General features: G+C 65.5%; 16 protein-coding genes and 1 other RNA gene. 8 read left to right on the top strand and 9 right to left on the bottom strand.

The window, feature by feature from the left end:
* Positions 1–45 precede the first annotated feature (45 nt).
* From XI04_RS34295 to XI04_RS34270, 6 genes are all read left to right on the top strand, one after another.
* A complete protein-coding gene (locus XI04_RS34295) occupies positions 46–1,362 on the top strand; it encodes a UDP-glucose dehydrogenase family protein (RefSeq protein WP_028140857.1) in 1,317 nt (438 codons plus the stop codon).
* A 130-nt stretch (positions 1,363–1,492) separates the two neighbouring features.
* Positions 1,493–3,967, top strand: a complete 2,475-nt coding sequence (hrpB, locus tag XI04_RS34290) for an ATP-dependent helicase HrpB (RefSeq protein ID WP_028140856.1) — start codon at positions 1,493–1,495, stop codon at positions 3,965–3,967.
* 119 nt (positions 3,968–4,086) lie between these two features.
* Positions 4,087–4,599: a TIGR02281 family clan AA aspartic protease gene (locus XI04_RS34285; protein ID WP_028140855.1), complete on the top strand. Its 513-nt coding sequence runs from the start codon at positions 4,087–4,089 to the stop codon at positions 4,597–4,599.
* 63 nt (positions 4,600–4,662) lie between these two features.
* Positions 4,663–4,959 (top strand): nucleotidyltransferase family protein, encoded by a 297-nt coding sequence (locus tag XI04_RS34280; RefSeq protein WP_271609641.1) that lies wholly within the window; start codon positions 4,663–4,665, stop codon positions 4,957–4,959.
* Positions 4,940–5,161: a HepT-like ribonuclease domain-containing protein gene (locus tag XI04_RS34275; RefSeq protein ID WP_333916405.1), complete on the top strand. Its 222-nt coding sequence runs from the start codon at positions 4,940–4,942 to the stop codon at positions 5,159–5,161. Before XI04_RS34280 ends, XI04_RS34275 begins: the two co-directional genes overlap by 20 nt.
* 157 nt (positions 5,162–5,318) lie before the next feature.
* Positions 5,319–6,818, top strand: a complete 1,500-nt coding sequence (locus XI04_RS34270) for a phosphomannomutase/phosphoglucomutase (RefSeq protein ID WP_152102271.1) — start codon at positions 5,319–5,321, stop codon at positions 6,816–6,818.
* A 158-nt stretch (positions 6,819–6,976) separates the two neighbouring features.
* On the opposite strand, the gene XI04_RS34265 is transcribed toward XI04_RS34270, so the two are convergent.
* From XI04_RS34265 to XI04_RS34225, 9 genes are all read right to left on the bottom strand, one after another.
* Positions 6,977–7,486 (bottom strand): Lrp/AsnC family transcriptional regulator, encoded by a 510-nt coding sequence (locus tag XI04_RS34265; protein ID WP_011090847.1) that lies wholly within the window; start codon positions 7,484–7,486, stop codon positions 6,977–6,979.
* Between the two features lie 97 nt (positions 7,487–7,583).
* Positions 7,584–8,507, bottom strand: coding sequence for a sugar kinase (locus XI04_RS34260; protein ID WP_271609639.1), 924 nt, complete (start codon positions 8,505–8,507; stop codon positions 7,584–7,586).
* 5 nt (positions 8,508–8,512) lie between these two features.
* Positions 8,513–9,451, bottom strand: a complete 939-nt coding sequence (gene nudC / locus XI04_RS34255; RefSeq protein ID WP_028140851.1) for an NAD(+) diphosphatase — start codon at positions 9,449–9,451, stop codon at positions 8,513–8,515.
* A gap of 10 nt (positions 9,452–9,461) precedes the next feature.
* A complete protein-coding gene (locus XI04_RS34250) occupies positions 9,462–9,881 on the bottom strand; it encodes an HIT domain-containing protein (protein WP_028140850.1) in 420 nt (139 codons plus the stop codon).
* A gap of 255 nt (positions 9,882–10,136) precedes the next feature.
* A complete protein-coding gene (locus XI04_RS34245; protein WP_028140849.1) occupies positions 10,137–11,264 on the bottom strand; it encodes a muconate cycloisomerase family protein in 1,128 nt (375 codons plus the stop codon).
* Positions 11,261–12,016, bottom strand: a complete 756-nt coding sequence (locus tag XI04_RS34240; RefSeq protein WP_028140848.1) for an SDR family NAD(P)-dependent oxidoreductase — start codon at positions 12,014–12,016, stop codon at positions 11,261–11,263. The genes XI04_RS34245 and XI04_RS34240 overlap by 4 nt, the downstream gene beginning before the upstream one ends.
* Positions 12,016–12,810 carry an amino acid ABC transporter ATP-binding protein gene (locus XI04_RS34235; RefSeq protein ID WP_028140847.1) on the bottom strand — a complete coding sequence of 265 codons (795 nt, stop codon included), beginning with the start codon at positions 12,808–12,810 and terminating at the stop codon, positions 12,016–12,018. Before XI04_RS34235 ends, XI04_RS34240 begins: the two co-directional genes overlap by 1 nt.
* A complete protein-coding gene (locus tag XI04_RS34230) occupies positions 12,807–13,469 on the bottom strand; it encodes an amino acid ABC transporter permease (protein WP_028140846.1) in 663 nt (220 codons plus the stop codon). Before XI04_RS34230 ends, XI04_RS34235 begins: the two co-directional genes overlap by 4 nt.
* 128 nt (positions 13,470–13,597) lie before the next feature.
* A complete protein-coding gene (locus tag XI04_RS34225; RefSeq protein ID WP_028140845.1) occupies positions 13,598–14,443 on the bottom strand; it encodes a transporter substrate-binding domain-containing protein in 846 nt (281 codons plus the stop codon).
* Between the two features lie 182 nt (positions 14,444–14,625).
* On the opposite strand from XI04_RS34225, the gene ffs reads away from it, so the two are divergent.
* Both ffs and XI04_RS34215 read left to right on the top strand, forming a co-directional pair.
* Positions 14,626–14,722: signal recognition particle sRNA small type (gene ffs / locus XI04_RS34220), an RNA gene on the top strand.
* 95 nt (positions 14,723–14,817) lie between these two features.
* Positions 14,818–16,638 carry a DNA polymerase III subunit gamma/tau gene (locus tag XI04_RS34215; RefSeq protein WP_028140844.1) on the top strand — a complete coding sequence of 607 codons (1,821 nt, stop codon included), beginning with the start codon at positions 14,818–14,820 and terminating at the stop codon, positions 16,636–16,638.
* Positions 16,639–16,643: the final 5 nt, after the last annotated feature.

Raw genomic sequence — 16,643 nt, 5'->3', positions numbered from 1 at the left:
GCCCCGTGTCGGGGTTTCGTTAACCAATCTAAAACAGGGATTTTCATGCGCATCGCGATGATCGGCACGGGTTACGTGGGACTGGTGTCCGGAGCCTGCTTTGCTGATTTCGGTCACGACGTCACCTGCGTCGACAAGGACGAGAAGAAGATCGCGGCGCTCCATCGCGGCGAGATTCCGATCTACGAGCCCGGCCTCGACGAGTTGGTCGCGACCAACGTCAAGGCCAAGCGGCTCGACTTCACCACCGATTTGTCCAAGCCGGTCGCCGATGCCGATGCCGTGTTCATCGCGGTCGGCACGCCGTCGCGGCGCGGCGACGGCCACGCCGACCTCTCCTATGTCTACGCCGCAGCGAAAGAGATCGCGCGGTCGCTCACCGGTTTCACCGTCGTGGTGACGAAGTCGACCGTGCCGGTGGGCACCGGCGACGAGGTCGAGCGCATCATCCGCGAGACCAATCCCAAAGCCGACGTCGTGGTCGCGTCCAATCCAGAATTTCTGCGCGAGGGCGCGGCGATCCGTGACTTCAAATTTCCCGATCGGGTCGTGGTCGGCACCTCCGACGAGCGCGGCCGCAAGGTGATGGGCGACATCTACCGTCCGCTGTCGCTGAACCAGGCGCCGCTGATGTTCACGGAGCGTCGCACCGCCGAGATGATCAAATACGCCGCGAACGCGTTTCTCGCGACCAAGATCACCTTCATCAACGAGATCGCCGATCTCTCGGAAAAGGCCGGCGCCAACGTCCAGGAGGTCGCGCGCGGCATTGGCCTGGACAACCGCATCGGCACCAAATTCCTGCATGCCGGTCCCGGGTTCGGCGGCTCGTGCTTCCCGAAGGACACCAAGGCGCTGATCAAGATCGCGCAGGATTACGACGTCTCCTTGCGCATCGTCGAATCCGTGCTGGCCGTGAACGAAAATCGCAAGCGCGCGATGGCGCGCAAGGTCAGCCAGGCGCTCGGCGGCTCGCTGCGCGGCAAGACCATTGCGGTGCTCGGCCTCACCTTCAAGCCCGACACCGACGACATGCGCGATGCGCCGTCGATCCCGCTGGTGACAGGCCTGATCGACATGGGCGCGACGGTCAAGGCGTTCGATCCCGTCGGCATGGAGCAGGCCAAGGGCGAGCTGCCCGATATCACCTATTGCGAGGACGCCTATTCCTGTGCGCAAGGTGCCGACGCGCTCGTCATCGTCACCGAATGGGTGCAGTTCCGTGCGCTCGATCTCGACCGGCTGAAGAGCGTCATGGCGCAGCCCGTGGTCGTCGACCTGCGCAACATCTACCGCCCCGAAGACATGGAAGCCGCCGGCTTCACCTATGACAGCATCGGCCGCCCGCCTGTGCAGGGCTGATCGCCACACACGATTGTCATACCCCGCGAAGGCGGGGTATCCAGTAATCCCGATCTTCGTGATGATCGGGATCTGAGTTGACTGGATCACCCGCCCGGCGCGCAAGGCGGGTGATGACGGATGCGAGATCTTGCCCCGCAGTTTCGACACACCCCTCCCGATCGATGCCGTGCTCGACGACTTGTCGCGCGCGCTGGAGGCCAGCAATGCCGCCGTGCTGGTGGCGCCGCCCGGGGCCGGCAAGACCACGCGCGTGCCGCTGGCCTTGCTCGATGCGCCCTGGGCGAAGGGCAAGAAGATCATCGTGCTGGAGCCGCGGCGTATCGCGGCGCGCGCCAGCGCCGACCGCATGGCCAAATCGCTGGGCGAGCGCGCCGGCGAGACCGTCGGCTATCGCGTCCGGTTCGGCTCGAAGATCTCGCGCACCACGCGCATCGAGGTGGTGACAGAAGGCATCTTCACCCGCCAGATCCTCGACGATCCCGAGCTGTCAGGCGTTGCCGCCATCCTGTTCGACGAATTCCACGAGCGCTCGCTCGATGCCGATATGGGCCTCGCGCTGGCGCGCGATGCGCAGACCGGTCTGCGCGAAGACCTGCGCATCCTCGTGATGTCGGCGACGCTCGATGGCGCGCGCGTCGCAAGGCTGCTTGGGGAAGCGCCCGTCGTCGAGAGCGAGGGGCGGGCCTTCCCCGTCGAGACGCGCTATCTCGGCCGCAAGGCGGATGCGCCCATCGAGCGGCAGATGGCGGATGCGATTGCTTCGGCGCTGCGTGCCGACAGCGGCTCGGTGCTGGCGTTCCTGCCGGGCGCCGCCGAAATCCGCCGCACCCAGAATTTCCTCAGCGAGCGCGTGCAGGACGCCTCGATCGAGATCGTGCCGCTGTTCGGCGCGCTCGATGCCGCTGTGCAGGATCGCGCCATTTCGCCTGCACCCAAAGGCATGCGCAAGGTGGTGCTGGCGACGTCGATCGCGGAGACCTCGCTGACGATCGAAGGCGTACGCATCGTGGTCGATTCCGGTCTTGCCCGCGTGCCGCGCTACGAGCCCGACATCGGGCTGACGCGGCTCGAGACCGTGCGCGCCGCGCGTGCGGCAGTGGATCAGCGCCGCGGTCGCGCCGGCCGCACCGAGCCGGGTGTCTGCTACCGGCTCTGGGACGAGCCGCAGACGGCTTCGCTCGCGCCCTACACCCAGCCGGAAATTTTGAGCGCCGACCTGTCTTCGCTGGTGCTCGATCTCGCGCAATGGGGCGTGAGCGATCCCGCCGCGCTGTCGTTCCTCGATCCGCCGCCGGCGCCCGCGTGGAAAGAGGCAAAAAGCCTCCTCTCCGAGCTCAACGCACTCGATGGCGATGGCCGCATCACCGCAGAGGGAAAAAGCCTGCGTGCACTGGCGCTGCCGCCGCGGCTGGCGCGCATGATCGTGGATTCGCATCGCGCAGGCGAGGGCGAAGCCGCCGCCGAGATCGCGGCCATCATCACCGAGCGCGGGCTTGGCGGCGACAGCGTCGATCTCGAGCATCGGCGCGACCAGTTCCGCCGCGACCGTTCGCCGCGCGCCGCCAGCGCGCGCGATCTGGCGCGGCGCTGGGCCTCGCAAGTGGCGGCGTCGGAGAGGGCCGGGCCGCAGGATGATCTCTCGACCGGCTTGATGCTCGCCTATGCCTTCCCCGATCGCGTCGCACGCAATCGCGGCAATGGCAGTTTCGTGCTGGCCAACGGCCGCGGCGCCGCCGTCGAGCAGACCTCCTCGCTCGCCCGCGCGCCCTACATCGCGATCGGCGAGATGACCGGGACGGCGGCGAGCGGGCGTATCCTGCTCGCCGCGCAGATCACTGAGAGCGAGATCGAGCGGCATTTCGCCGAGCATATCGAGAGCGCCGACGAGATTTCGTTCGACCGCGGCGCGATGGCGCTGCGCGCGCGGCGCAAGCGCGTGCTGCATGCGATCACACTGTCCGAAGCGACACTTGCCGTCTCGCCCTCCGAGGATACCGCGCGTATCTTCGCGGATGGATTGATCGCCGCCGGCCTCGATCGGCTGCCCTGGTCGAAGGCTGCAAAGCAATGGCGCGACCGGGTGATGTTCCTGCGCAAGGCCGAGGGCGACAGCTGGCCCGACCTGTCCGACGAGGGATTGATCGCGCGCCGCGACGACTGGCTGGTGCCGGCGCTCTATGACAAGATCGCGCTCAAGGACATTTCGCCCGGCGATCTCTCCGACGCGCTGATGGCGCTGCTGCCGTGGGAGATGCGCGCGCGGCTCGAGCGCGAGGCGCCGACGCATTTCGAGGCGCCGACCGGAAGCATGCTCGCGATCGACTACGAGGCCGAGCAGGGGCCGACCATCGCGGTGCGGCTGCAGGAATTGTTCGGCCTCAACGCCCATCCCTCGATCGCCGCCGGCAAGGTGCCGCTGGTGCTGGAATTGCTGTCGCCGGCGCAGCGCCCGGTGCAGGTGACGCGCGACCTTCCCGGTTTCTGGCGCGGCAGCTACGCCGCGGTCCGTTCCGACCTGCGCGGCCGCTATCCCCGTCATCCCTGGCCGGACGATCCGGCCAGCGCCGTGCCGACCCGGCGGGCCAAGCCGCGCGGGACGTGAGGGCGCATTAACCGTCCGCTCATCCTTTTCGTCAAAATAGCATCGCTCTGGCCGCAGCAATGCTCGCGGCTTGGTGTGCCGCGTGTTGAAATCGAGCTTTCCGGCTCGGAAGTGGTGTGATGCGTAACATTATGATCATCGCAGCCGTCATGATCGGCCTCGGCACCTTCATGGCGCAGATGGCGGACAGGATGAGCTCCGCCTCCGCAAGCTCGGCGCCGCGCACCACTGTCGCCGTCGCGGCCACTGCGCCCGCCGGGGGCCGCAGCCTCGCCGTTTCCCGCGATGGCCGGGGTCATTTCCAGACCGAAGGCCGGATCGAGGGTCAGCGCATCGGCTTCATGCTCGACACCGGCGCCTCCGTGGTTGCGCTGAATGAGACCTCGGCGGCCCGCTTTGGCCTGCGTCCTTCGCGCAGCGATTACAACGCCACCGTCTCCACCGCCAACGGCACCATCAAGGCCGCGCGCACCCGCATCGCGATGCTCGAGGTTGGCGGTCTGGTCGTGCGCGACGTCGACGCCATGGTGCTGCCCGACGAGGCGCTGTCGGAGAACCTGCTCGGCCTGTCTTTCCTGTCCCGCCTGAAGCGTTTCGAATATTCCAACGGCCAGATGGTGCTGGAGCAGTAGGCGAAGTTCTAATTGGCCTGGAAGGGCCTCCCTTAGGGCCAGCTTGGGTGCTATATTCCGCCCATGGACACCCCAGACGCGATTGCCATCCTCCGACAGTCCGAGCGCGCCCTTCGCGAGCGGGGCGTTTTGCATGCGGCGTTGTTCGGTTCGGTCGCGCGGGGTGACAATCGTCCCGGCAGCGATATCGACATCATGGTCGAGATCGACCCCGACGCGCAGATCACTGTGTTCGACTACGTCGAACTCAAGGACTACATTTCCAATCTGTTTGACGGCCCGGTCGACGTCGTCAATCGCGATGGTCTGAAATCATACGTCGCTCCTGCCGCGACGGCCGATGCCGTCTATGCCTTCTGATCGCATCGACGGGACCCTGCGGGACATCCTGCATCACATCGACTTGGCGACCGAGTTCGTCGGAAGTCTCGATCGCGAGGCGTTCGCGGCGGACCTCCGGGCGGTCTATGCCGTTACGCGATGTCTGGAGATCATTTCAGAAGCGTCTCGCCGCCTGCCAGAGGGTCTGAAGACTAGGCACCCAGCACGACTGCAGAGTTAGCCCATTCCGGTCATACATTTGGTACCGCCCTCGCGGTAACGTTTCTTCGTTACCAAACTGCCGCAATTATCGGCCATAAGCCTTCATTCCCGCCTTCCGCTGCGGCCCTGCATTCGCTAAGGCTGCCTCAATTCCTGCCCTTCACGAGACCGTCTCAATGTTCCCGAAGCCGAAATCCGTCCTTTTGCCCAACACCTACGCCTTCGAATCCGAGCCGATGGTGAAGCCTACGGGCTTTCGCGAATACGACGCGCGCTGGTTGTTCCAGAAGGAAATCAACCTGATGGGGGTGCAGGCGCTCGGCATGGGGCTGGGCGCGCTGATCGCCGAGCTCGGCGTCAAGCAGGAGATCGTCACCGGGCATGATTTCCGTGGCTATTCGGCCTCGATCAAATACGCGCTGATCTCCGGCCTGATGGCTGCGGGTTGCAAGGTGCATGACATCGGTCTTGCGGTGACGCCGATGGCGTATTTCGCGCAGTTCGATCTCGACGTGCCCGCTGTTGCGATGGTGACCGCCTCGCACAACGACAATGGCTGGACCGGCGTGAAGATGGGCGCCAACCGTCCGCTGACTTTCGGCCCCGACGAGATGACGCGGCTGAAGGAGATCGTCCTGAACGCGGAGTTCAAGAACAAGGCCGGCGGCTCCTACCAGTTCCACGAGAACTACCCGGCGCGCTACATTGCCGATCTCACCAATCGTCCGAAACTCAAGCGCAAGCTCAAGGTCGTCGCGGCCTGCGGCAACGGTACCGCCGGCGCTTTCGCGCCGCAGGTGCTGGAGGCGATCGGCTGCGAAGTGATCCCGCTCGACACCGAGCTCGACCACACCTTCCCGAAATACAATCCGAACCCCGAGGACATGGAGATGCTGCACGCGATCCGCGATGCGGTGCTGCATCACAAGGCCGATGTCGGCCTCGGCTTCGACGGCGACGGCGACCGCTGCGGCGTCGTCGACAATACCGGCGAGGAGATCTTTGCCGACAAGGTCGGCGTGATGCTGGCGCGCGACATGTCGGCGATCCACAAGGACGCGCAGTTCATCGTCGACGTGAAGTCGACCGGCCTGTTCGTCACCGATCCGGTGCTGCAGAAGCAGGGCGCGAAGGTCGCCTATTGGAAGACCGGCCATTCCTACATGAAGCGCCGCACCAACGAGACCGGCGCGCTGGCGGGCTTCGAGAAGTCCGGCCATTTCTTCTTCAACAAGCCGTATGGACGCGGCTATGACGACGGCCTGGTGTCGGCGATCGCGATCTGCGACATGCTCGACCGCGCGCCGGGCAAGTCGATGGCGGACCTGAAGAACGCGCTGCCGAAGACATGGTCGTCGCCGACCATGTCGCCGCATTGCGCCGACGAGACCAAGTACGGCGTCATCGACCAGGTGGTGAAGCATTTCGAGGGCTTGCAGGCCAAGGGCGCCAGGATCGGGGGACAGGCGATCCGCGACCTCGTCACCGTCAACGGCGTGCGCGTCACGGTCGAGGACGGCAGCTGGGGCCTGGTGCGCGCCTCCTCGAACAAGCCCGAGCTCGTCGTCGTGGTCGAGAGTCCGGTCTCGGAGCAGCGCATGCACGACATGTTCGAGATGGTGAACAGCGTGCTGCGTACGCATCCCGAGGTCGGTGAGTACAATCAGACGATTTGAGCAGTTTCAGAGATACTGGACGCCGCTATCTCCGCCGTCATGCCCGGGCTTGTCCCGGGCATCCACGCCTCTCCTCTTGCGCGAATGCAAGGACGTGGATGGCCAGGACAAGCCCGGCCATGACGATTGCCGAAGGCCCGTCGTCCTCCGTCGAGCAGCTAAGCCGCCACCACCGCCGGAATCGGCAGCGCCGTCACCGACTTGATCTTCTCCATCGCGAAGCGCGAGGTGACGTTCTTCAGCGGCACGGCGCTGATCAGCTTCTTGTAGAACACGTCATAGGCCTGCATGTCCGCGACCACGACGCGCAGCATGTAGTCGACGTCGCCGGCCATGCGATAGAACTCCATCACCTCGGGCATCGCGCTGACGGCTTCGGCGAATTTCTTCAGCCAGGCGTCGGAATGGTCGGAGCTCTCCACCGAGACGAACACGGAGATGCCGAGCCCGATCTTGTTCTGGTCGACCAGGGCCACCCGCTTCAGGATCACGCCGTCAGCCTCCAGGCGCTGGATGCGCTTCCAGCAGGGGGTCGAGGACAGGCCGACGCGGTCGCCGATCTCGGCGACGGACAGGGAGGCATCCTCCTGCAGCACCATCAGGATCTTGCGGTCGATGGCATCGAGGCGGCGGCTGGTCTCGGGGATCTGGACGGCGAGGTCGGTCATTTGAAGAACTTTGTTCCATTTCAGGGGCTGATTTCCCTGATATAGAGAAAATCTTTCCCCAGCAAGCCCATAATCTCGGCTCATCGATGGAATTGCTCTAGGGCCTCCCTCGCAAAAATCCTTCAACTTCAATACGTTGGGGTGCAGCCATGCCGCCGCCATGGCGGGTGCATTTCAGTGCTGCAGCGGCCGCGGCGAATCGCAGCGCCTCCGGCACCCCCTTACCCTCGGCGAGGCCAAGCGCGAAGGCGCCATGAAAGACGTCGCCGGCGCCGAGCGTATCGACCGCCTGGACCGGGAAGGCCGCCGTCTCTTCCGGCTCGCCTGCCTCGTTCAGCCAGATCGTACCGAGCGGACCGCGGGTCGCGGCAAGGAAGGCCGGCGTCAGCCTGGCCAGGCGTTGCAACGCCTTGGCGTCGTCGGCGATGCCGGCGGTCTCCTGCACCTGCTCGCTGGCGAACAGCAGATGCGAGGCGGCGGTCAGCAGGCCGTCCTGCAACGACATCGCGCGATCGACGCCGACGATGACGGGAATGCTGCGTCGCCGGGCCTCGGCGCAGAGATCAACGCAGAATGAGGCACAGCGACTTTCGACGAGGACCGCACGGCAATCGGCCAGCAATTCGTCGGCATTGGGCAGCTTCACGCGCCACAGGCCGGGATCGCGATAGATCGTGAGCGTCCGCTCGCCCGAGGGATCGATCATGATCGCCGAGACCGGCGTGGTCATATCAGGCATGCGCACGATATGCGTGGTGTCGATGCCCTCCTGCGCCATTTGGTCGAGGATGAAGCCGCTCGATGTCTCCCGCGCATCGCCCATGGGGCCAGCGAAGAAGACGTGACCACCAAGCCGCGCAATCGCGATCGCGGCATTGAGCGCGTTGCCGCCGCAGATCTCGGCGAGGTGGCTGGCGTTGGCCTTGCTGCCGCGCGCCGGCACGGACTCGACCCGAAAGGTGAGGTCGCGCACGGGAATGCCGATGCAGAGCATGCGCGGCGCGATCCCGGATGCAGCCATCGGGCTCAGCTCTTGTCGTGGACCCAGCGGCCGAGCAAATGATGGGCGATGGCGAAGGGATGCGGGCCGGCGAGCCCGTCCGGATGCGTCCGCGTCAGCATCAGAGCTGCCTCCTCGCGCGTGAACCAGCGCGCATCCTCAAGCTCCGAGTGATCGACGATGATGTCCTCGCTCACAGCTCGCGCGCTGCAGCCGATCATCAGCGACGACGGATAGGGCCAGGGCTGCGTCATGTAATATTGCACGTCGGTGCAGCGGATCCCGGATTCTTCCAGGATCTCGCGGCGCACCGCGTCCTCGATGGTCTCGGCGGCCTCGACGAAGCCGGCGAGGCAGGAATACATCCCTGCCGGAAACTGCTTCTGGCGGCCAAGCAGGCACTTGTCGCCGGAGGCGACGTGCATGATCACGACAGGGTCGGTCCGGGGAAAATGCTCGGCCTTGCAAGCCGGGCACTCGCGCTTCCAGCCGCCTTCCTTCATCGCGCTGCGCGAGCCGCAATTGGCGCAATAGCCGTGGCGCTGGTGCCAGCCGACCATCGACTTCGCCATCGCGATCGCCGACAGCTGGTCGGGAGGAATCGCGCCCTGCATCGCCATGCCGCGCAGCTCGGTCACGGTGTAGTCCTCGCGTCCCACCAGCTTCTCGGCGGCGGCCTGCGACAGGCCCATGCCGAACATCGCGGCGCCATCCCGCAGCCCCAGGAAGATCGTGCCGGGATTGGCGCCGCACTTCAGCGCCTCGTCGATCGAGAGCAGCGCGCGAATCTTGTCGCCCTCGCGCTTGACCAGGAGCGAGTCGCGATAAACGACATAGGCGCGCGAGGTCGGCTTCTGCTCCATCGCGAACAGCTTCTGGTCGTCGCGGCGCAGATGCGCGGCGCGATCGAGGATGTTGGTGACGAAGGCCGGCTGTCCTAGCGGAAATGCGTTGAATGCTGACATTATCGTTCTTTCAACCCAACCAGATCTTGCGGCGAAGCGCGCTGATGAAATTCTGAACCTCTGCGGCGTCATGCGCCAATGGCGGCATCACGCCCCAGACCGGCCGCGGCCAGGCCGCGTCACTGGTGCGGCGCGCGATGATGTGAACGTGAAGCTGCGGCACGAGGTTGCCGAGCGCCGCGACATTGAGCTTGTCGCATCTGGTGATCTCCTTCAGCGCGCGCGAGACGCGGGAGATCTCCGTCATCAGCTGCGCCTGCTGCACCTCGTCGAGATCGATGATTTCGACCGCGTCAGCGCGCCGTGGCACCAGCAGCAGCCAGGGATAATGCGCGTCCTTGATGACCAGCACCTTCGACAGCGGCAGATCGCCGATGTCGATGGTGTCCTCTTTCAGGCGGGAGTGCAGCGACCAGGCGGGTTCGGGCATATGCGTTTCCGGATGGCCCGGTGGGTTCGGGCGTGTTGGGCACGACCATACGATAGGGATTCCCTGAGGGGAAGGATGGCGCCCCGCTGTCACCGCATACGCGGTCGTCGTCCCGGACAAGCGAAGCGCAGATCCGGGACCCATAACCACAGGCAGTCGTGTGGCGAAGACTCGTGGTTGCCGGCTCGCGCACCAACCTCGCCCTGTGGTTATGGATTCCGGGCTCGCGCTGCGCGCGCTCCGGAATGACGGAAACTACGCCTCCGCCAGCACCCGCGCATTGGCGCGGACCGAGGCTTCGCTGACGCGAATGCCAAGGCCGGGCCCGTCGGGCACCACGACATGGCCGGCGCGGTTGGCGACGCGCTCTTCCAGCACGTCCTCGGTCAGCACGTGGTGCGGCATGTAGAATTCGCAGCCGAGCGAGATGCCCGGCGTCGCCGCGATCAGCTGCGTGCCGGCGGCTAGCCCAATGCCGCCTTCCCACAGCGTGCCGCCATAGCCGGGCAGCCCGGCGATGTCGGCGATCGCCATGATCGCCTGCGCCTCGAACAGGCCGCCGGCCTTCATCAGCTTGATCGAAACGGCATCGGCGGCTTCGCGGCGCACCACTTCCATCATGTCGCGGCGGTCGAAGCAGCTTTCGTCGGCGAGCACGGGCGTTTCCAGCGCGGCGGTGAGCTGCGCCATCACGTCGAGGTATTTGCGCGGCACCGGCTGCTCGATGAAGGTTGGCGCAAACTCTTCGACATCGCGCAAGATCTTGATGGCGCCGAATGGCGCGAGTGCCTGGTTGTAGTCGACGCGCAGATCGACCTTGTCGCCGAATTCTTTCCGGATCGCCTCGAGATGATCGAGATCCTCGCGGTGCGGTTTCACGCCGGTCTTGACCTTGTAGATGACATTGCCGCCCGGAACCATCTTTCGCATGCGCTCGAGGTCGGCGGCGAAATCCGGATCGGCGATGGAGAAGGAGAGGGGAATCGTGTCGCGCACGCGGCCACCGAGCAGGTCGGCAACCGACAGCCCCGACGATTTGCCGACGATGTCGAGCAGCGCCATCTCGATGGCAACTTTGGCCTCGGCATGGCCGACCAGCGCGCGGTCGAGCTCTGTCATCAGCGCGCGGATCCGGCGCACCGGCTTGCCGAGCACGATGGGACGCAGATAGATGTCGAGCGCGGCGAACGCGGCTTCCGGCGTTCCCGTGAACACCTCCCATGGCGCGGCTTCACCCCAGCCGATCACGCCATCGCTCGCGGTGAGCTCGATCAGCACGCGCTTCACCGTGCCCTTGACGTTGCCGACGCCCTGCAGGCGCGCCATCTTGATCGGGCTTTCGATCAGGAACAGCCTGAGACGTTCGACGGTCGCTTCGCTCATGTCAGGCCTCCATTGACGTGCCAGACCTGGCCGGTGACGTAGGATGCTTTGGGGGATGCCAGGAAGGCGATGATCTCGGCGACCTCTTCTGGTCGCCCGCGGCGGCGCATCGGGATCAGCGCTTCGGTCGCCGCGATCTGCTCGGGCGACAGCCGGCTCTCGCCCGGCTTGTCCTTGATGATGAGGCCCGGCGACACCGCGTTGACGGTGATGCCGTCGCTGGCGAGCTCGATCGCGGTCAGCCTCACCAAGGCTTCCAGCGCGGAACGGCTCGCGGCCGTTGCCGCGAACGGTGCGAATTCGGGCCGGATCGCATGTGCGACGAAGGAGGACACGGCGACGATCCGTGCATCATGCCCCGCGCGCAGCAGTGGGAGCGCGGCATCAACAAGACGCGTGAAGGCCAGCGCCGACTCGTCCATCGCCTGCCGGAACTGATCGGCCGGCGTGCCGATCGCGCTGCCGCGGCGGGCATGGCCGCCGACCAGGATCAATCCGTCGAGCCGGCCGAAGGCGGCTTTCGCGGCGGCGATGGCGACGGCGGCCGCGCTCTCCTCGGCGAGGTCGCCGAGGCATTTTGCGGCCACGGCGCCCTTCGCTTCAATGTCCACTGCGGTGGCTTGAAGACCTTCCGCGTTCGATCGCGTGTGCAGCAGAAGTGCGGTGCCGGGCGCCGCGAGCAGCTTTGCGGTGGCACGGCCGATGCCGCTGGCGGCACCGGTGACGAGATAGACGCGGTTGATATCGGACATCACGATGCCGTTGTGGCCGTCGGCAGCGCGCCGGTGCGGTGGAAATGGCTGAGGAAGGCACGCGTGGCGGCTTCCCTGGGATTGTCGATCACCTGCCGCGCCGGGCCTTCCTCGACCACGACACCGTCGCGCATGAAGATGAGGCGGTCGGCGACCTCACGGGCAAAGGCGATCTCGTGGGTCACGATCACCATGGTCATGCCTTCGGAGGCCAGTTGCTGGATCACGCTCAGCACCTCGCCGACCAATTCAGGATCGAGCGCAGAGGTGGCCTCGTCGAACAGCATCACATCGGGCTCCATCGCCAGCGCGCGGGCGATGGCGACGCGTTGCTTCTGTCCGCCGGACAGCGTCGCCGGATATTGGTCGGCCTTCTCGGCAAGGCCGACCTTGGCGAGCTGGGCACGCGCGAGCGTCTCCGCGTCCGCCTTGGCCATGCGCCGCACCGTAACCGGTCCCTCCATCACGTTCTCAAGCGTCGTCATGTGCGGGAACAGGTTGAAATGCTGGAACACCATGCCGGTGGTAGCGCGGAATTTTGCCAGCGTCTTCACATCAGGCAGTTTTGCACCTTCACCAAATGCAAAGCGCGTGTCGCCGACGCGGACGCTGCCGCCATCGGGCACGACCAGCAGATTGATGCAGCGGAGCAGAGTCGACTTGCCGGAGCCCGACGGGCCGATCAACGCCACGACGCCGCCCTTGGCGACGTCGAGATTGATGTTCTTCAAAACCTCGTTGCTGCCAAAGCTCTTGCGAAGGCTGCGGATCTCGATCTTTTGCGTCTCGCTCATTCGCTGACCGCCAGTCGCTTCTCGCCGCGGCGGACGAGGATGGTGAGCGGGATCAGGATCGCCGCATAGGCGACCGCGACCGCGGTGTAGGTCTCCAGCGGCCGGTAGCTGTCATGGGCGGCGACCTGGCTCTGATAGACGAGGTCGGGCACCGCCAGCACCGAGACCAGCGAGGTGTTCTTGAACTGGATGATCGACTGGTTCATCAGCGCCGGGATCATGCGCTTGATCGCCTGCGGCAGCACGATGCGCCGCATGGTCTGGATCGGCGTCATGCCCAGCGCGGCGCCGGCTTCGGACTGGCCGCGGTCGATCGAGATGATGCCGCCGCGGATGATCTCCGAATAGAACGAGCCGCCATAGAGCGAGAGCGCCAGCGCCGAGGCCGTGATCGGCGTCATCTCGACGCCGGCGAGGATCGGCAGCGCGTAATAGAACCAGATCAGCTGCACCAGGATCGGCGTGCAGCGGAACGCCTCGATGAAGGTGAGCGCGAGAAGACGCAGCGCCTTGAACCGCGACAGGGTCCCGAACGCTCCGAACAGGCCGAACAGCAGCCCGCACACGACGATGACGACGGTGAAGCCGACGGTGACGCCGAGTCCGTTGAGAAACAGCCAGCGATAGCTCCAGAGGATGCCGAAGTCCCACTGATACATGCGTATGTTACTCGTCGTACGCCTTGGCCGCTGGCGTTGTCGTTCCGGGGCGATGCGAAGCATCGAACCCGGAACCTCGAGATTCCGGGTTCTCGCTTCGCGAGCCCCGGAATGACGAAAGTGGAAACTTACAACGAAACGCCCGGCGGAATGTCCGCTTCGGTCACGCCCACCAGCTCCATGTTGGTGATGATCGCGTTGCGGATGAAGCCGAGGCCCTTGTTGAAGTCGATCCAGGTGTTGACGTAATCGCGCCAGGTCTTGTCGGTCTCGCGGCGGAAGCCGGCATTCGAGGTCGTTGCGAAGATCGGCGTCGGCAGCACGAGCTGGCCGAGCGAGGGGTTCTTCTTCAGCACGGTCAGCGACAGCATGGTGATCAGGCACTGCGCATCGACGCGGCCGGTCTGCAGCGCGGCGGTGGCGTCGTCCGCCGTCTTCAGCCGCGTGATCTGCGCTTTCGGCGTCAGGCGGCTGACGACCTGATCGTGCGAGGAGCCCTGGTCGACGGCGATCTTGATGTCGGGCGAGTTCAGCTCGGCCCAGCTCTTCGGCTTGAAGTCCTTCTTGCAGAGGATGGCGAAGGCGTTGTTGAAGACCGGCACCGAGAAGTCGACCACCAGCGCGCGCTTCGGGGTCGGGTTGAGGCCGAAGAAGATGTCGATCTTGTTGGCCTGCAGGTCGAGCACCGAATTGCCCCAGGTCGTCTCGGTGATCTCGAGCTCGGCCTCCATGTCGTCGGCGAGCCCCTTGGCGATGTCGATGTAGAAGCCCTTCCACTGGCCGCTGGAGAGATCCTTCATGTAATAGGGCGCGCCGCCGCCGACCGCGCCGATTCGCATCTTCTTGGTGCGGCGGATGCGGGCGAAGGTCGATTCGTTCGGATCGGCGGTCTGGGCCACGGCCGGCGAAGCCAGCGCGGCCGCGGTCATCGCGCCAAGTCCGACAATCGATGCAACATCACGACGTGTAACCATTGGGATCAATCGCTTTTCTGGTTGGGACAGGTTCCGTCAGGTTCATACCAAGGTCGCACTTTCAGTGAAAGCACAGCCTATCGGCTGGGCAGATCGGGAATTGCCCGGATGCTGGGCAGGCGCCGTCGATCAGGGGCGATAGCCGCTTGCTTTCCGCCCCTTTTGGCCCCAAATAGGGACCGGGAGATTGGCGGTGGACGAGCCACTCGCCAACCGGGTCAGGTCCGGAAGGAAGCAGCCCTAACGAGGTCCGGATCGGGTCGCTCGTCAGTCTCCTACCTGTTTTTCGAGCGAACCAGCGCCGGCGGCATCAGCCGCCAGCGCGTTCCTATCCGCAAAAGCCGGCCAAGAGACATTTCATTGCGGATCGACCGATGAACGACGCTGGCGCCCCTCCCAACCCCGACAGCGCCGGCCCGGCCGGCAATGCGCCGTACCGGGTGCTGGCGCGCAAATACCGTCCCTCCAGTTTCGACGATCTGATCGGCCAGGAAGCGGTGGTCCGCACCGTCTCAAATGCGTTCGAGACCGGGCGCATTCCGCAGGCCTGGATCCTCACCGGCGTCCGCGGCGTCGGCAAGACCACCACCGCGCGCATTCTGGCCCGTGCACTCAACTACGAGATGCCTGATGGTTCGGTAAAGGGTCCGACCATCCACATGCCGACCCTGGGCGTGCATTGCCAGGCGATCATGGAAAGCCGGCACATGGACGTGCTGGAGATGGACGCGGCCTCGCACACTGGCGTTGACGACGTCCGCCAGATCAATGACAGCGTGCGCTACGCGCCGGCCAGCGCGCGCTACAAGGTCTACATCATCGACGAAGTCCACATGCTGTCGACGGCGGCGTTCAACGCCTTCCTGAAGACGCTTGAGGAGCCGCCGGAGCACGCCAAGTTCGTGTTCGCAACCACCGAGATCCGCAAGGTTCCCGTCACCGTGCTGTCGCGCTGCCAGCGTTTCGACCTGCGCCGGGTCGAGGCTGACGTGCTGATGAAGCACCTCGCCAATATCGCGGGGAAGGAAAACGTCGAGATCGAGCCCGAAGCGCTCGGCATCATCGCGCGTGCCGCCGAAGGCTCGGTGCGCGATTCGCTGTCGCTGCTCGACCAGGCGATCGCGCATGCGGCAGGCGCCGTGAAGGCCGATGCCGTCAGGCAGATGCTGGGGCTCGCCGACCGCACCCGCGTCATCGACCTCTTCGATTCGCTGGCGCGCGGCGACATCGCCGCCGCCTTCAAGGAGTTCCGCGACCAGTATGATGTCGGCGCCGATCCCATCGTCGTGCTTTCGGACCTTGCCGAATTCGTCAATTTCGTCACCCGCGTGAAGATCGTGCCGGCGACTGCCGACAACGTCGCCTATGGTGAGACTGAGCGCGTGCGTGCGAAGGATTTCGCCTCAAAGATCTCGATGCGCGTGCTGTCGCGGATGTGGCAGATGCTGCTCAAGGGCATCGCCGAGGTGCAGGCCGCGACGCGCCCGGCTGCGGCCGCCGAGATGGTGCTGGTGCGCATCGCCTATGTCGCCGACCTGCCGACGCCGGACGAAGCGATCAGGATGCTGGAGCAGAACGGCGGCGGCTCGCCGGTCGCGAGCGGCGGCGGTGCTGCACGCAGCGCGCCGGCCGCGCCGACGGCCTCCTCAGCGCCTGTTCGCATGCCGACCTCGTCGCCGCCTTCGTTCGGCGGTGGCGGCGCGCGGCCGCAGATGGCGGCGCCCGCGCCGGATCCGCAAGGGGCGGTGCCCCAGCTGCGCGTCACGAGCTTCACCCAGCTCGTCGCGCTCGCCGGGCAGAAGCGCGACATCATGACCAAGAGCGCGCTCGAGGGCGACATGCGCCTCGTCCGTTTCGAGGAGGGCCGGCTGGAGGTCGCGCTCGAGCCGAACGCCTCCAAGACCATGATCTCCGAGCTCGCCAAGAAATTCGAGCTGTGGACCGGCCGCCGCTGGACGGTGATCGTCTCCAATGAGCAGGGCCAGCCGACGCTGCGCTCGGTGAACCAGGCGGCGAAGCAGGAGCATGCCCGTACCGCAGAGGCCGATCCGCGCGTGCGGGAGGTGATGTCGCGTTTCCCCGGCGCGAAGGTTGTCGAGGTCCGCAGGCTTGCCCCCGAGACGCCGGAAGCCAATATAAACGCTGACTATGGCAGTGACGATCCGCCCGACGGTTCCGACGGCGACGATCTCTGAGCCCA

This window comes from Bradyrhizobium sp. CCBAU 11430 (genome assembly GCF_028128855.1).
Lineage (GTDB): Bacteria > Pseudomonadota > Alphaproteobacteria > Rhizobiales > Xanthobacteraceae > Bradyrhizobium > Bradyrhizobium ottawaense.
The sequence above is the reverse complement of the archived record's forward strand: the minus strand, read 5'-3'. Positions and strand labels throughout refer to the sequence as shown.

Coding starts and splice junctions, on each gene's coding strand:
- XI04_RS34280 (WP_271609641.1), top strand. CDS start 4,663: ATGGACACCCCAGACGCGATTGCCATCCTCCGACAGTCCGAGCGCGCC.
- XI04_RS34230 (WP_028140846.1), bottom strand. CDS start 13,469: ATGTATCAGTGGGACTTCGGCATCCTCTGGAGCTATCGCTGGCTGTTT.
- XI04_RS34215 (WP_028140844.1), top strand. CDS start 14,818: ATGAACGACGCTGGCGCCCCTCCCAACCCCGACAGCGCCGGCCCGGCC.
- XI04_RS34240 (WP_028140848.1), bottom strand. CDS start 12,016: ATGTCCGATATCAACCGCGTCTATCTCGTCACCGGTGCCGCCAGCGGC.
- XI04_RS34270 (WP_152102271.1), top strand. CDS start 5,319: ATGTTCCCGAAGCCGAAATCCGTCCTTTTGCCCAACACCTACGCCTTC.
- XI04_RS34285 (WP_028140855.1), top strand. CDS start 4,087: ATGCGTAACATTATGATCATCGCAGCCGTCATGATCGGCCTCGGCACC.
- XI04_RS34295 (WP_028140857.1), top strand. CDS start 46: ATGCGCATCGCGATGATCGGCACGGGTTACGTGGGACTGGTGTCCGGA.
- XI04_RS34250 (WP_028140850.1), bottom strand. CDS start 9,881: ATGCCCGAACCCGCCTGGTCGCTGCACTCCCGCCTGAAAGAGGACACC.
- XI04_RS34245 (WP_028140849.1), bottom strand. CDS start 11,264: ATGAGCGAAGCGACCGTCGAACGTCTCAGGCTGTTCCTGATCGAAAGC.
- XI04_RS34235 (WP_028140847.1), bottom strand. CDS start 12,810: ATGAGCGAGACGCAAAAGATCGAGATCCGCAGCCTTCGCAAGAGCTTT.
- XI04_RS34265 (WP_011090847.1), bottom strand. CDS start 7,486: ATGACCGACCTCGCCGTCCAGATCCCCGAGACCAGCCGCCGCCTCGAT.
- XI04_RS34260 (WP_271609639.1), bottom strand. CDS start 8,507: ATGGCTGCATCCGGGATCGCGCCGCGCATGCTCTGCATCGGCATTCCC.
- XI04_RS34225 (WP_028140845.1), bottom strand. CDS start 14,443: ATGGTTACACGTCGTGATGTTGCATCGATTGTCGGACTTGGCGCGATG.
- XI04_RS34275 (WP_333916405.1), top strand. CDS start 4,940: ATGCCGTCTATGCCTTCTGATCGCATCGACGGGACCCTGCGGGACATC.
- nudC (WP_028140851.1), bottom strand. CDS start 9,451: ATGTCAGCATTCAACGCATTTCCGCTAGGACAGCCGGCCTTCGTCACC.